The 13,867-nt window shown below is 70.5% G+C and carries 10 protein-coding genes and 2 pseudogenes; 8 read left to right on the top strand and 4 right to left on the bottom strand.

The window, feature by feature from the left end; translation table 11 throughout:
- The gene (locus F3T56_RS16485) at positions 1-3,168 is read left to right on the top strand and encodes a glycosyl hydrolase 115 family protein (protein ID WP_149825928.1); all 3,168 of its coding nucleotides are present in this window, start codon (positions 1-3) and stop codon (positions 3,166-3,168) included.
- Positions 3,169-3,203: 35 nt separating this feature from the next.
- The gene (locus F3T56_RS16480; RefSeq protein ID WP_149825927.1) at positions 3,204-4,307 is read left to right on the top strand and encodes an endo-1,4-beta-xylanase; all 1,104 of its coding nucleotides are present in this window, start codon (positions 3,204-3,206) and stop codon (positions 4,305-4,307) included.
- Between the two features lie 175 nt (positions 4,308-4,482).
- Here the strand turns inward: F3T56_RS16480 and F3T56_RS16475 are convergent, their stop codons facing one another.
- Together F3T56_RS16475 and F3T56_RS16470 are read right to left on the bottom strand one after the other, a co-directional pair.
- Entirely contained in the window at positions 4,483-5,250 is a 768-nt protein-coding gene (locus F3T56_RS16475) for a hypothetical protein (RefSeq protein ID WP_246203649.1), read from the bottom strand.
- Between the two features lie 220 nt (positions 5,251-5,470).
- Entirely contained in the window at positions 5,471-5,974 is a 504-nt protein-coding gene (locus tag F3T56_RS16470; RefSeq protein WP_149825925.1) for an ATP-binding protein, read from the bottom strand.
- A 155-nt stretch (positions 5,975-6,129) separates the two neighbouring features.
- On the opposite strand from F3T56_RS16470, the pseudogene F3T56_RS16465 reads away from it, so the two are divergent.
- A pseudogene (locus F3T56_RS16465) lies at positions 6,130-6,303 on the top strand (transcriptional regulator); the annotation flags it as partial.
- Positions 6,304-6,327: 24 nt separating this feature from the next.
- Positions 6,328-6,729 (top strand): annotated as a pseudogene (locus F3T56_RS16460) (hypothetical protein); the annotation flags it as partial.
- Between the two features lie 5 nt (positions 6,730-6,734).
- Here F3T56_RS16460 and F3T56_RS16455 read toward each other — a convergent pair.
- On the bottom strand, positions 6,735-9,599 hold the full coding sequence (locus F3T56_RS16455; protein WP_149825924.1) for a poly(A) polymerase: 2,865 nt from the start codon (positions 9,597-9,599) through the stop codon (positions 6,735-6,737).
- 6 nt (positions 9,600-9,605) lie between these two features.
- Positions 9,606-11,273 (bottom strand): RNA ligase family protein, encoded by a 1,668-nt coding sequence (locus tag F3T56_RS16450; protein WP_149825923.1) that lies wholly within the window; start codon positions 11,271-11,273, stop codon positions 9,606-9,608.
- Between the two features lie 529 nt (positions 11,274-11,802).
- On the opposite strand from F3T56_RS16450, the gene rpsJ reads away from it, so the two are divergent.
- The 4 genes from rpsJ to rplW are packed head-to-tail and all read left to right on the top strand — an operon-like array spanning position 11,803 to position 13,859.
- Positions 11,803-12,111 (top strand): 30S ribosomal protein S10, encoded by a 309-nt coding sequence (rpsJ, locus tag F3T56_RS16445; protein WP_003948644.1) that lies wholly within the window; start codon positions 11,803-11,805, stop codon positions 12,109-12,111.
- A gap of 17 nt (positions 12,112-12,128) precedes the next feature.
- On the top strand, positions 12,129-12,773 hold the full coding sequence (gene rplC / locus F3T56_RS16440; protein WP_149825922.1) for a 50S ribosomal protein L3: 645 nt from the start codon (positions 12,129-12,131) through the stop codon (positions 12,771-12,773).
- A gap of 7 nt (positions 12,774-12,780) precedes the next feature.
- Complete coding sequence (gene rplD / locus F3T56_RS16435) at positions 12,781-13,440, top strand: 50S ribosomal protein L4 (protein ID WP_149825921.1); 660 nt, start codon at positions 12,781-12,783, stop codon at positions 13,438-13,440.
- The gene (gene rplW, locus F3T56_RS16430; protein WP_149825920.1) at positions 13,440-13,859 is read left to right on the top strand and encodes a 50S ribosomal protein L23; all 420 of its coding nucleotides are present in this window, start codon (positions 13,440-13,442) and stop codon (positions 13,857-13,859) included. Before rplD ends, rplW begins: the two co-directional genes overlap by 1 nt.
- Positions 13,860-13,867 lie beyond the last annotated feature (8 nt).

The raw sequence follows: 13,867 nt of genomic DNA, 5'->3' as shown, positions 1-13,867 counted from the left end.
ATGTCTGGACGCGTCAGCCGCAGGGCCGTTCTCGGGGCGGGAGCCGCCGCAGGGGTCGGGGCGGTGACGCTGCCGACGCTCTCGGGGGCGGCGTGGGCGGACGAGAGTGGGGAAGCGGGCGCGTTACGGCCCACGGACTCGGGGGCGTACATCTCCTTCTCGCCCGCGCCCGGTGCGTTTGCGTTGGTGGGTGCTCCGGTGGTCGTAGACCCTGAGGATCACCCCGGGGTCGTACGGGTCGCGGAGGACTTGCGGGGTGACATCGGGCGCGTGACGGGGGCGCGGCCGGGTGACTCGGTGGCTCGGGAGGCGGTGCTCGTCGGGACCATCGGGCGCAGTCCGCTGATCGACGGGCTGATCGCCTCCGGAAAACTGGATGTCAGCGGGGTGCGGGGCAAGTGGGAGACCTCGCTGCAGACGGTCGTCGAGCGGCCGATGCCCGGGGTCGAGCGGGCGTTCGTCGTCGCGGGCAGTGATCCGCGGGGCACGATCTTCGGGGCGTACGACGTCTCGTACGGCATCGGGGTCTCGCCCTGGTACTGGTGGGACGATGTGCCGCCGGTGCACCGGGACGCGGTGTACGTGCTGCCGGGCCGGTTCAGTCAGGGCACGCCGGCCGTGAAGTACCGGGGGATCTTCATCAACGACGAGAACCCGGCGCTCGGGACGTGGGCCCCGGCGTACTTCGGGCCCGGGAAGGCGCCCGGGTTTCCCGGTGGCTTCAACGCGGACTTCTGGGCCAAGGTCTTCGAGGTGCTGCTCCGGTTGAAGGGGAACCACGTCTGGCCGGCGGTGTGGGGGCGGGCCTTCGCCGAGGACGATCCGGAGAACCACAAGCGGGCTTCGGAGTACGGCGTTGTCATGGGCACGTCTCACGAGGCGCCCATGATGAGGGGGATCGAGGAGTGGAACCGGCATGCGGTGCCGGCGGTGCGGGACAGCGCCGGGAATGTGGTGACCCCCGGCCGGGACCCCTACGGGGGTACGGGGGAGTGGTCGTACCGGCGGAACGCCGACGCCATCAAGGCGTACTGGCGTGACGGCATCCGTCGGATGGTGGACGAGGACTTCGAGGGCGTCGTCACGCTCGGCATGCGGGGGAACGGCGACACGAGTCTGCCGGACGGCGACGGCATCGAGCTGATGACGGAGATCATCGAGACCCAGCGCCGGATCATCGCGGAGGTGACCGGGAAGCCGGTGGAGGAGACCCCGCAGGTGTGGACCCTGTACAAGGAGGTCCAGCGGTACTGGGACCGGGGGCTGCGGGCGCCGGACGATGTGACCGTCGTCCTCACGGACGACAACTGGGGGAACATCCGTAAGCATCCGGACCCGGGGGAGCCCGTACGACGTGGGGGTTACGGGTTGTACTACCACTTCGACTATGTCGGGGTCGGGCGCAACTACAAGTGGGTCGACACGGCGAACCTGGCGAACCTGTGGGAGCAGCTGCACGAGGCGGATGCGTACGGCAATCACGGGTTGTGGGTGGCGAACGTCGGCGATCTGAAGGGGAATGAGCTGCCGACGGAGTTCTTCCTCAACTACGCCTGGAATCCGGGGCGTTGGGGGCTGGAGGAGCTGGAGGAGTGGGAGCGGGGTTTCGCGCGGCAGAACTTCGGGGCGGGGGCCGCGTCGGAGATCGCCGAGGTGCTGAGCGCGTACGGGCAGCTTCAGGCCCGTCGTAAGCCCGAGTTGCTGAACCGTCGGATCACCGTGGACGCGGCGAAGGATCCGACGAAGGACGAGGGCGCGATCGTCTACGACGACCAGGAGACGCCCTTCTACTTCGGCCACCGGGAGCTGGAGCGGGTCACGGAGGAGTGGCGGGCGCTGGCGAAGCGGGCCGAGCGGGTGGGGCGGCGGCTGCCCGCGAGCGTGCGGGACGCGTGGTTCGAGCTGGTGGGGTACGAGGTGTCGGCGACGGCGAACCTGTACGGGTTGCGGGAGGCCGAGTTCAAGAACCTGCTGTACGCCGGGCAGGGGCGGGCGGCGGCGAATCGCTGTGCGGCGGAGGCGGAGGCGGGGCTGGAGCGGGACTTCGCGCTGGCGGATCGCTTCAATCTTCAGGTCGCGGGCGGGAAGTGGCGGGGTTTCCAGACGCAACCGCACATCGGGTACGGGGATGTGGAGCGCTACGGCCCCAATGCCGGGTGGCAGCAGCCGGAGAAGGATCATGTGGCGCTGCCGGACGAGATCTTCCCCAAGGTACGGCGGATCGAGGTGCCTCAGGCCGCGGAGCTGGGGGTGGCGGTGGACGGTTCCGAGGACTCGGGGGAGTGGTGGCCCGGCGGCGCTTCGGCTTCGGCTTCGGCCTCGGCTTCGAGGGAGGCGGTGCTGCCGGTGTTCAGCCCGTACCAGACCCGGCCTCAGCAGTATGTCGAGATCTTCAACCGGGGGTGTACGCCCTTCTCGTACCGGATCGAGTCGTCGGTGCCATGGCTGGTGGTGGAGCGGACGCGGGGGCGGGTCGAGGAGCAGGTGCGGGTAGGGGTGCGGGTGGACTGGGCGCGGGTGCCGGGGGGTGGCGACCGGGCTGAGGGGTCGTTGACGGTGAGTGGGGCGGGTGTGTCGGTGGTGGTGAAGGCCGTCGCGGAAAGGCCGTCGCCTCGGGGGCTGAAAGGCTTCGTCGAGGCCGGCGGATATGTGGCGATCGACGCGGAGCACCACGTGCGGGCGGTGGGCGCCAAGGGGGTCGGCTGGCGGCGGATCGAGCGGATCGGTCGTACCGGGGCGGGGATGACCCCGTGGCCGGTGACGGCCTCGCGCCGGACGCCGGGTGGGGCCGGGCCGCGGCTGGAGTACGAGGTCAGTCTGCTGTCGACGGGGGAGGTGACGGTCTGGGCGTATGTCTCGCCACGGAACCCGGCGCTCGCGACGGGCGGCCTGCGGTACGCGGTGTCCTTCGGTGACGACGCCCCGCAGACAGTCGACATCAACGCCGTCACCGGCGCCGACGACGGGCTGATGAACAAGCAGTGGGCGCGCAACACCTCGGACAACGTGAACGTGACGTCGACCAGGCATGTGGTGCGTGCGGCCGGGGTGCACCGCCTGAGGTTCTGGATGGTCGACCCGACGGTGGTGTTGCAGCGCCTGGTGATCGACACGGGTGGGCTGACGCCGACGTGTCTGGGGCCGCTGGAGAGCCACCGCATCCGCTGATCGCTGATCGCTGAGACCTGAGAAGGGACCCGCACATGAAGCTCACGAACCGCTTCCGCATGCCCGCGCTCGCCCTGCTGAGCGGCGCGCTGCTGGTGACCGGGGTGACCGGGGTGACCGGGGTGACCGGGGTGACCGGAGTGGCCGTGCAGCCGGCTTCGGCGCACAACCCGTCGTTGAGGGTGCTCGCCGAACGGGCCGGCGTACGCATCGGAACGGCCGTCGACATGGCGGCGCTCGCGGACGACAGGACGTACCGCAGAACGACGGCCCGCGAATTCGACTCGGTGACCGCCGAGAACGTCATGAAGTGGGAGTCGGTCGAGCCGCAGCGGGGGGTCTACGACTGGAAACCGGCCGACGACCTGGTTCGCTACGCCCGCGCGCACGGCCAGGTGGTCCGGGGCCACACCCTGGTCTGGCACAGCCAGCTGCCGACCTGGCTGACGACAGGTGTGGCGGACGGCTCGATCGGCGCGACGGAGCTGCGCGGGATCCTCCGGGACCACATCACCACCGAGGTGAAGCGGTACAAGGGGAAGATCCAGCAGTGGGACGTGGTGAACGAGGTCTTCGAGGAGGACGGCAGCCTGCGGAACTCGATCTGGCTGCAGCAACTCGGCCCGTCGTACATAGCCGATGCCTTCCGCTGGGCCCACGCCGCCGACCCCAGGGCCAAGCCTTTCCTCAACGACTACAACGTGGAGGGCGTCAACGCGAAGTCAACGGCGTACTACGACCTCGCGAAGCGGCTGCGGGCGCAGGGCGTGCCGGTGCAGGGCTTCGGCATCCAGGGCCACCTGGCGATCCAGTACGGCTTCCCGGGGCGGGTCGCCGAGAACCTGGCCCGCTTCGAGGCGCTGGGCATGCAGACCGCGTTCACCGAGGTCGACGTGCGGATGATCCTGCCGGTGGACGAGGCGAAGTCGGTCACCCAGGCGCCGTACTTCCGACGGCTGCTGGACGCGTGCCTGGGTGCCCGGAGCTGCAAGTCCTTCACGGTGTGGGGGTATACGGACCGGTACTCGTGGGTGCCGGGGGTGTTCGAGGGACAGGGCGCGGCGACACCGATGGACGAGGAGTACGGGCGGAAGCCGGCGTATGGGGAGCTGCGGGAGGGGTTGGCGGCGGGGCGGTGAGGGATCGGCCGTCGATCGAGGAGCGGTATCCCTGTCCCGTTACGCCTGCCCCGCTGCACGTACAGCGTCCGCGTCCCACCAGTCGTCCAGGGGGTGCGGCACGAGGTTCGGTGGCAGCGGGGCGGGCCCGAGTCGTCCGTGTCCTGCCTTGGGGGCCGTGTTCCGGCATGCGGGGCTACGCGTCCGTGAAGATCTCGTCGGCGGACGCGGCGGTGAGGGCTCGGCCGAGCCAGCGGCGCAGGATGTCGAGATCGTCGCAGGCGGCGATGCGTTCCCGTGCCTCCTCGGGGATGTCGAGGCCGCGCTGCTCCAAGACGAACAGGATGTCCTCGGCCTTGCCTTCAGCCTTGCCTGCGACTTTGCCTTCGTTGCGGAGTTCTTCGGAGAGGGGCGACTTGTAGAAGGAGAGATCCACGGCCACCAGTTTCCTCCAGAGTGCTGCGGCTGGGTGCTTGCCCATGCCTTGTGCGATGAGTTCGATGATCGGGTTGGAGAGTTCCGCGGGTGTGTCCTGCAGGACGTTGGTCACTGCTTTGAGTATGGCCCCGATGTTCGCGTTCGTGGCGTGGGTGATCGCGGACAGGGTGGCGAGCGCGAGGTCCTTGCGGACTTCGGCGGGGTTGGTGATCACAGGCATGTTGTGCGGTCCCACGACCAGCGGGCGCAGGGTGAGCAGTGGCCACTGGCGAGGTCCGAAGTGGACCGGACGCGCGGCCCATTCGGCGGTCGAACGGTCCTGGCAGACGACCAGCAGCATCGGCTGCAGCCGGTACTTCGCGAGCAGGTACGAGGTGTAGTACGCCCAGCTGGCGGGCTTGGCAGGGTCCTTCTGGCCCTGGGCTTCGACAGCGAGGAGCAACGGCTCGTCGTCTTCTGTCTCCAGCCGCAGGAGCGTGTCGACGCGGCGTTCGACCGGGCTGGTCTCGGTGAGGTCGTTGGGCAGGACAGTGACCGAGGTGGTCGGCGCCTTCCGTGGTGGTCAGGCCCTCGCATTGGGATTGCCGTCCCGGCGGGGGCCGTCGAATGTCTGCGGTTGTGCGGTGTTGTGCTGCGCCGAGCGTAAGGCGCACAACCGGTCCCGGCGCCAGCCGAGTTGGCGATGTTCACCCGTGCGGGTGAGCGTGCTCGACGGGCGGGAGGGGTGGGGCTTGGTTGGGGTTCTTTCACCCTTGAGTTCCTTGGAAAAGACAGCCCGTCCCACCGAAGCACGGGCCGCCGGGTGCCGGTGCCGGTACCATCGCCGGTCGCAGGGTGACTTCCGCCCAGAGGGTCTTGCGCGGGGGCAGGTTCGGGGCGGTTCCCCAGCGGTCCGCGAGCGCCTCGACGAGGAGCAGGCCTCGGCCGGACTCGGCGTCGGGGGCGGGGTGTTGGGTGCGCGGGAGTTGTTCGCCGCGCGTGTCGGTGACCTCGATGCGGAGGGTGTCGCCGATCACGTACATCGTGAGGTCGAAGTCACGGCCCCGAACCCGCCCGTGCGTCGCCGCGTTGGCCGCCAGCTCGGCGACGATGTGCTCCGCCGGGTCGGACGGCAGCCCCCAGGTGCGCAGTTGCTCGGTGGCGAGCAGGCGGGCGAGGCGGGCTCCGCGTGGCGTGGGGGACAGCCGCACGCTGAAGTTGCGGATGGGGCTGTGGAGTTCGGCCTCGGGGGCGACGGTTTCCGTATTCACATCACTCAGCGTGGCGGCGCGTGCCTAGTGTGAACAGTGACTACGCCGGTGCGTACGGTGACTGTCCGGAGGTTGTCCGGTGGTGTCGGGCCTGTCCGGAAGGGCCGTACGGGTAGGGGGCGTTGCGGCACGACGGTACGGCGGAGAGGTGCGCGATGTTGGTGGACGGCGACGCGGGGCGGCTCAAGACGGAGGCAGACGAGCCGGGTTGGGAGGTGGACCCGGACGACGAGTGGGGAGTCGCGGTCATCGCCACGGTGGGACGACAGCTGAAGCTGCGGCGGGAGGCCGTGGGAATGCGGGCCGCCGACTTCGGGAAGGCGGTCGGGTAAGCGCAGGAGGCCCTCGCCCCCGGTGTCTCGCTGCGGCTGTGGAAGGCCGACGGCGGCCTCAAGACCGGGGAGCTCGAGACGCGGTCCAAGACCGTCCAGCTCAAGCGCGCGGCCAAGGTCACCGCCAACGCCTCGCCGGAGCCGGTCACCAAGGGCAAGGCGATCACTGTCACGGGCAAGCTGACCCGGGCGAACTGGAGCACCAAGACGTTCGGCCCCTACGGCGGCCGCACGGTGACCCTCCAGTTCCGTGCCAAGGGCACCGACACCTTCAAGTCGGTCAAGAAAGCCACCACCAGCAGCACCGGCGGCCTCAAGACCACGGTCACCGCCTCCACCGACGGTTCCTACCGCTGGGTGTACTACGGCAACTCGACGACCGGCGCCGCCACCAGCGCGGGGGACTACGTCGACGTGCGCTGACCACCTCAGTACAGGGTCGGGACCTCGCCTCCCTCGACCCGCGTCAGTGTGACGCCCGCAAGGCCGCGTAGTCGGCGTTCCGCCACGGCCTTCAGGGCGTCGGCGGTCGGTGGAGTGGCGCCCAGGCCGATGGCGTAGCGGGTGGGGGCTGTGGTGAAGGGGCGGGGCCAGGCGTGGCAGTCGGGGGCCGACTCCGCGAGGTCGGTGATCAAGGCCCGCATTCTGCCGCGTACCCGGCCCTCGTCCGCGCCCGCGTCCACCGTCACGATCGCCCAGGCGGCGTGACGGCGGTGGAGCGGGGGAGGGGCGAGCAGTTCGGCCCACGGGTCCGCGGCCGCCTCCTCCAGCAACTCCCAGGCACGGAACAGCTCTTGGGTGACCAGGTCGCGCATGCCCGGCGTGACCTGGTCCGAGCAGGGGCGTACCGGGGCGGACGGCGTGGTGATGGTGAGGGGCAGGTTCACTTCGCCTCCGGGACCCACCGGGACTCGCCAGTCCCACGCCGCCCACATCGCGAAGAAGTGCCGTAGCAGATCGGCCGGTGGCAGATCGCCCGCCTCGTTCGCGGTACGGGCCGCCAGGACGGACCAGGCCAGGCCCGGCAGGCCCCCGAAAGGTGCCGAGTCCAGGCCCCGCGCCCTCGCCCAGGCCTTGACCTGCCTGGCCAGCCGGGCGAAGGCCGGCCCATGGGCGCTCGCCGCCGCGAGCAACGCGTCGGCGTCGCTCACCGCGCTGAGCGCGATCGCCGCCGCCTCGCCCAGTTCGGCCCGACGGTCCACCGCCTCGGTGGGGTCCATCGATCCGGTGGCCACGACGACCACGTCCACGTCCAGCCCGTCCAGCCACAACCGCAGGCCGGGTACGCGCGCCCCGACCACCTCGCGTACGTCGCTCGCCTCGGGCAGGTCTTCCGTCAATTTCGCCTGTACGGCGGTGAGTTCGACCGCGCCGGGGAGCGCCACCACCACGTCCAGGTCCGCACCCGGCAGCGCGCAGCCCATGCGCCGGGAGCCGACGACGTGTACGACGCCGCCGGGGAGGGCCCGCGCGATGCGATGGGTGATGCGGTCGGCCACAGCGGTGTCGGCCACGTCCGTGTCGGTGGCGTCGTATCCGTCCTCGTACCCGTAGTCCACGCCCGTATCACCGGCGTCGTACCCGTAGTGCTCGGCGGCCTCGTACCCGTGGTGCGGGGCCCCCTCCGCCCACCGCACCTCGCCCGTCCCCAGCGTCACCGTCCCCCGCAACCGCATCGGCTCGTCCCCGCGCCGCGACAGCAGCGCCAGCTCGCCGATCCGGACCGGCATGGGGGTGAGGCGGGTCGCGCAGGTGGCGGCCAGGGTGTTCGGGTCGGTGGTGCGGCCCAGGCTCAGGTGCGGGGTGAAGCCCGCGTGGCGGCCGCGGCAGTGGGGGAAGTGGCGTACGAGGGCGCGGTGCAGCTCGGTCCAGGGCTCCTCGTCGGCCGCCGCCGGGTCCAGCCATACCGTCGCGTAGTCCCGGTGGCCGAACCAGTGCACGCCTTCCAGCCGGGCGTCGAAGGGAGCTGTCCTGGCCGCCGCGAGCACGGATGCCGCCTGCTCGAAGGCGTGTTCCGGTACGAAGCCGAAGAGGACGTTCACGTGCGGGGGCCAGCGGTGGATCTGCGGGTCGTGGTCCCGGCGGATGTCCTGCAACGGCGGCCACAGCTCCTCGGGAGGCAGCCACGCCAGTGCCGTACGGGGCGTCGGCCGTGTGTCGAGGCGGTCAGGGACGGCAACCTCCTGCCCGGCTGCCTCCAGTGACAGTTCCACCCGCACCCCGTAGTGGTCCGAGATGTACAGCCCCTCCGCCGTGGGCTCGTCCCCGTACAGTTCGGCCCGCCGTACCCGCAGCGCCTCCCCGCGCACCAGCACCCGGTCCAGCCTCGACGCCCGCCCCGTCAGGGACGAGACCGCGGCCAGCGGGTTGGTGCCCGGGTCGAAGGTCGGCGTCGTGTCGTCCGGGCCGTGCGTCTCGCCCCACGCGTCCCGCATGCCGAGCGTCAGCTGAGGGGTGTCGCCGCCGTCGTTGAAGTCGCCCAGCAGGATCACCTCCGCGTCCAGGCCGGCCAACCCCTCGGCGACACGGGCCAGTTCCGCATCGCGTCGACCGGCACCGTTCTCGGAGTGGTCGCTGCTCAGATGGGTCGCCGCGACTACTAGGGGCCGTACGCCCGTCTCCACGACCACCGCGGTCACCGCCTTGTGCGACCCCAGCTCGTGGAACGCGGCCTCGCGCACCGGCAACCGGCTCAGCAGCAGCAGACCGCACGCGTCCACGTCCCGCGCCCGAGGGTCCGTGCCCAGCGTCCAGCCCGCCCGCACCCAGGGCTCGCGCTCCAGCATGACCACGAGGTCCGCCTCGACCTCCTGCAACGCGATCACGTCCACATCGGCCTCGCGCAGGGCCCGCAGCAGCAACGGCCTGCGCCGGGCGCTGTCGATGCGGTCGGCGTCGTAGCGGTCCCAGAGGGTGTTCCAGGTCAGCACGCGTACGCCGCCCGAGCCGACCACGCTTCCTTGCGGTGAACGGGCGGGCACCCAGGCCTCCCCGTCCCACGCGTACGGCGTACGAGCCGTGAAGAACGGCGCTCGAAGCAGCCGGGCCTCCTGCACGCGCCCCGCCTCCGTCGCGTCGATCCGGTCCACCCCCGTGGCCCGGTCCCACACCACCTCGCCGTCCGCCTCGAAGAACAGCACCCGGTGCCACGGGATCTCGCCGCCGGGCACGAACGCGGGCAGCGGGACCCGCTTGGGCGCGGCGCCCCGCTGCAGCACACCCAGCACGAAGCGGGCCGGGTCGAAGCGCGCGTCCCAGCGCACCCGGTGGTAGATCTCCTCGCTCGTACGCACCGTTCCTCAGACCTCTTCCTCTATGGTCCCGCTCGCCCCGATGTACCAGGTGCGATGCGCGTCGCCCGGATACGGCGGCCCGAAGCGGCGCAGCTGGGCGGTGAGCACGTCGGGCGGCACCGGGTGCTCGCGGCGGGCGTTGCGCCGTATCAGCTTGTCCTCGTCCACCAGGACCACGGCGTGGGTGATCAGGGCGTCGCGGCGGTGGGCGACCGCATGCACCAGCGAGCGCTGCTGCTTGTTGAGGGAGGTGGCGTCCCACACCACCGTGCCGCCGGTGGCCAGGGCCTTGTCCAGCAGGTCGACCCCCTCGCGCAGGACCTCCGCGTTGGCCCGCTGGTCGGCACGCGAGCCGCGCGCCTCACGCAGATCGTCCAGCGAGACGTACGCGTCCACACCCGCGAGCCCCCGCGCGAACGTACTCTTGCCGCTCCCCGCCGGACCGACCGTCTGGATCAGCCTCGGGAAGTCGCCCGACCGCCACCGCCAGGTCGCGGCGACGGCCTCGTCGACACCGCCGACACGCCCCCGCGCGTACGCCTCCCGCGCCTCGGCCCGGCACCGGACGGCCGCGTCGGCGGGCAACTCGGCGAAGGCTTCCCGCAGCGCGTCGGAGTCCAGGCCGCCGACCTCCTCCGCGTGCAGCGCGGACCACTCCACCTGCTCACGCGCCTCGTCCGTCACCGCCGTGGCCCGGGCGACCGCGTGCAGCAGGCCGAGATCGGCGGCGTACGACAATCGCACCAGTCCGGCCCGTCGCTCCTCGTCCGGGTACGGCCGATGCAGCGCCGGATGCAGCCCGACGAGGTCGGCGACCCGGCGCGCGAGCGGCATCCCGATGACCCCGGCCAGCCGGGCCGCGACCCGCGCCCGCCGGCCCCCGCGCAGCAGCGTGGCCAGTACGCCGACGAGCCGGTCGTCCCCGGTCAGCCCCGCCGCGTCGAAGCGGGCGAGGGCCTCCCGATCGCCTTCACCGGGCAGCCCGACAGCGTCCTCCAAGGACTCCCCATCCCCGGTCGTGCCCGAACGCACCGCCCACAGCGCGGCCCGCGCCCCGAGCCCGTTCTCGACGACGGCCGCGTGCATCCAGTGCGTGTCCGTCGTTACGTGCCCGGCCCGCACCCACTTGGCCACCCGCGCCCCGAACTCCTCCGCGCCGAACCCGCCCACGACCCGGACGACGTACCCCTCCTGCCGCACCGGATCCAGCCGCAGCGACAACGCACGCAACGCCCGCTCGTCGAACACGCCCCGCCACAGCACGCGCGGCACGGGAACCCCGAGCCCGCGCAGAAAGCCGACCGTCCGGTCCCAGTCCAGGCAACGCCCGTCCCCGTCCCACACCGAGAACCCGTAGAACCAGCTCTCCAGGTCCTCGTACGCGATCGAGTGCCGGGCGAACATGTTCTCCCCGCACACCCGCCACCCCTCGGGTATCGCATGCCCGATCCGCGCCTGAAGCGCCTTGACCCACGTGCGGGACGGATGGTGCGCGGAATCCAACGACCGGGCGTGCAGCCCGTCGGCGTACAACGTGGTGTTCTCGCCGTCGAGCTTCTCGGTCACCACGACCTCACGCCCGCGCAGCCCGGCCAGGTCGGTGACCCGGAGATCATCGGCCGTCGCCCCGGGGGACCAGGGCAGATGCCGGGTCCGCGGATAGTGCGTACGCATGATGAACGTTCCCCCGTCACAGCCGTCGTACCTGATCAGGGTAGGAGCGGGAGGTGGCGGCGGGCGAGTGGATTGCACGAGGGTTCAGCAGCGGGGAATGGGGCCCGGTGCGGGACGTGTTTGACCTGCGTCACTCTCGGGGTAATCTCTCCGGCTCGATTGGCGGAGCCGGTGGGCCGTATGGCAGACTAGCGGGGTTGCTCGGTCGAGTGTTGATGCTGCGCGCCTCCCGCCGGGAGGACTGGAAGCGAGTCCCACGGTACTCGTCGCCTTAACTGCCTCACGGCAGCGCTGGGGCGGACGTACGGGAATCTTCCGGGAAGTGTGGTGCGGCACCGACCAGGCACCCGGTGGGCCTTTCGCCCTCGGCCTGCGGCTGAAGGAAGGGCCGCGTCTCCCAGAACGGGGATGCTCGAACAAGGGGCATCTGTGTCAGCGGGAGCGCGACACGCCCGACCGCGTGGGTCGGAGAGCGAGGCAGGAACACCGGGTTCCAGAGCCAAAGAAGAGACAGGACTACTGAGTAGCCATGGCGGGACAGAAGATCCGCATCCGGCTCAAGGCCTACGACCACGAGGTCATCGACTCCTCGGCGAAGAAGATCGTCGAGACGGTGACCCGCACTGGTGCGTCGGTCGCGGGCCCGGTGCCGCTGCCCACTGAGAAGAACGTGTACTGCGTCATCAAGTCGCCGCACAAGTACAAGGACTCGCGCGAGCACTTCGAGATGCGCACGCACAAGCGCCTGATCGACATCCTCGACCCCACCCCCAAGACCGTTGACTCTCTGATGCGACTCGACCTCCCGGCCGGTGTCGACATCGAGATCAAGCTCTGAGGGTCGGTGAGCTGAGAATGACCAAGCAGATCAAGGGCATCCTGGGCGAGAAGCTCGGCATGACGCAGGTGTGGGACGAGAACAACCGTGTTGTTCCGGTCACCGTCGTCAAGGCCGGCCCGAACGTCGTGACCCAGGTCCGTACGAACGACAGTGACGGCTACGAGTCGGTCCAGATCGCCTTCGGCGAGATCGACCCGCGCAAGGTGAACAAGCCCCTCAAGGGCCACTTCGCCAAGGCTGACGTCACCCCCCGTCGCCACCTCGTCGAGATCCGCACCGCGGACGCCTCCGAGTACACGCTCGGCCAGGAGATCACCGCCGAGGTGTTCGAGGCCGGCGTGAAGGTCGACGTGACCGGCAAGAGCAAGGGCAAGGGCTTCGCCGGTGTCATGAAGCGTCACAACTTCCGTGGCCTCGGCGCCGGACACGGCACCCAGCGCAAGCACCGCTCTCCCGGTTCCATCGGTGGCTGCGCCACCCCGGGCCGTGTGTTCAAGGGCCTCCGCATGGCGGGTCGCATGGGCAACGAGCGGGTCACCACCCAGAACCTGACCGTCCACGCCGTTGACGCGGAGAAGGGTCTGCTGCTCATCAAGGGCGCGGTTCCCGGTCCGAACGGCGGCCTCGTCCTGGTCCGCACCGCGGCCAAGGGGGCCTGAGGTACCGATGAGCACTGTTGACATCCTTTCGCCTGCAGGCGAGAAGACCGGTAGCGTCGAGCTCCCCGCGGAGATCTTCGGCGTCGAGAAGGTCAGCATCCCGCTGATCCACCAGGTCGTCGTCGCGCAGAACGCGGCTGCCCGTCAGGGCACGCACAAGACCAAGACCCGCGGCGAGGTTCGTGGTGGCGGTAAGAAGCCTTACCGTCAGAAGGGCACCGGCCGCGCCCGTCAGGGCTCGACCCGCGCGCCTCAGTTCGCCGGTGGTGGCGTCGTGCACGGTCCCGTGCCGCGTGACTACTCGCAGCGGACCCCGAAGAAGATGAAGGCCGCGGCCCTGCGCCACGCCCTCACCGACCGGGCCCGCCACAACCGCATCCACGTCGTCACCGGCGTGATCGAGGGCGAGAACCCGTCCACCAAGGCCGCCAAGTCGCTGTTCGGCAAGATCTCGGAGCGCAAGAACCTGCTCCTGGTCGTCGAGCGTGCCGACGAGGCCGCGTGGCTCTCCGCCCGCAACCTGCCCCAGGTCCACATCCTGGAGCCGGGCCAGCTGAACACGTACGACGTGATCGTCTCGGACGATGTGGTCTTCACCCAGGCCGCCCTTGAGTCCTTCGTGTCCGGCCCGAACAAGGCCAACGACACCGAAGGGAGCGAGGCCTGATGGCTACGCGTCACCCGAGCATTGCCTCCAAGGCTGCGAAGGCCGCCAAGGCCGCGCGCGTCGCCAAGGCGCGTCGCCACGCCGCCGAGGGCAAGAACACCGTCGTCACCGCGCCCAGCAAGGCGTTCACGGACCCCCGTGACGTGCTGCTGAAGCCGGTCGTGTCGGAGAAGAGCTACGCGCTGCTCGACGAGGGCAAGTACACCTTCATCGTCGCGCCCGGCGCCAACAAGACCCAGATCAAGCAGGCCGTCCAGGCGGTCTTCTCGGTCAAGGTCACCGGGGTCAACACGATCAACCGCCAGGGCAAGCGCAAGCGGACCCGCACGGGCTTCGGCCAGCGCTCCGCCACCAAGCGCGCGATCGTGACCCTCGCTGAGGGCGACCGTATCGACATCTTCGGCGGTCCGACCGCGTAAGCGGGTCG

This window comes from Streptomyces tailanensis (genome assembly GCF_008386495.1).
Taxonomy (GTDB): Bacteria; Actinomycetota; Actinomycetes; order Streptomycetales; family Streptomycetaceae; genus Streptomyces; species Streptomyces tailanensis.
This window is presented reverse-complemented; position numbering and strand designations above follow the sequence as displayed.

What these genes read in the sequence shown, in the direction of transcription:
- F3T56_RS16450 (WP_149825923.1), bottom strand. Translation starts at nt 11,273, where the DNA reads ATGCGTACGCACTATCCGCGGACCCGGCATCTGCCCTGGTCCCCCGGG.
- rplC (WP_149825922.1), top strand. Translation starts at nt 12,129, where the DNA reads ATGACCAAGCAGATCAAGGGCATCCTGGGCGAGAAGCTCGGCATGACG.
- rpsJ (WP_003948644.1), top strand. Translation starts at nt 11,803, where the DNA reads ATGGCGGGACAGAAGATCCGCATCCGGCTCAAGGCCTACGACCACGAG.
- rplW (WP_149825920.1), top strand. Translation starts at nt 13,440, where the DNA reads ATGGCTACGCGTCACCCGAGCATTGCCTCCAAGGCTGCGAAGGCCGCC.
- F3T56_RS16480 (WP_149825927.1), top strand. Translation starts at nt 3,204, where the DNA reads ATGAAGCTCACGAACCGCTTCCGCATGCCCGCGCTCGCCCTGCTGAGC.
- F3T56_RS16485 (WP_149825928.1), top strand. Translation starts at nt 1, where the DNA reads ATGTCTGGACGCGTCAGCCGCAGGGCCGTTCTCGGGGCGGGAGCCGCC.
- rplD (WP_149825921.1), top strand. Translation starts at nt 12,781, where the DNA reads ATGAGCACTGTTGACATCCTTTCGCCTGCAGGCGAGAAGACCGGTAGC.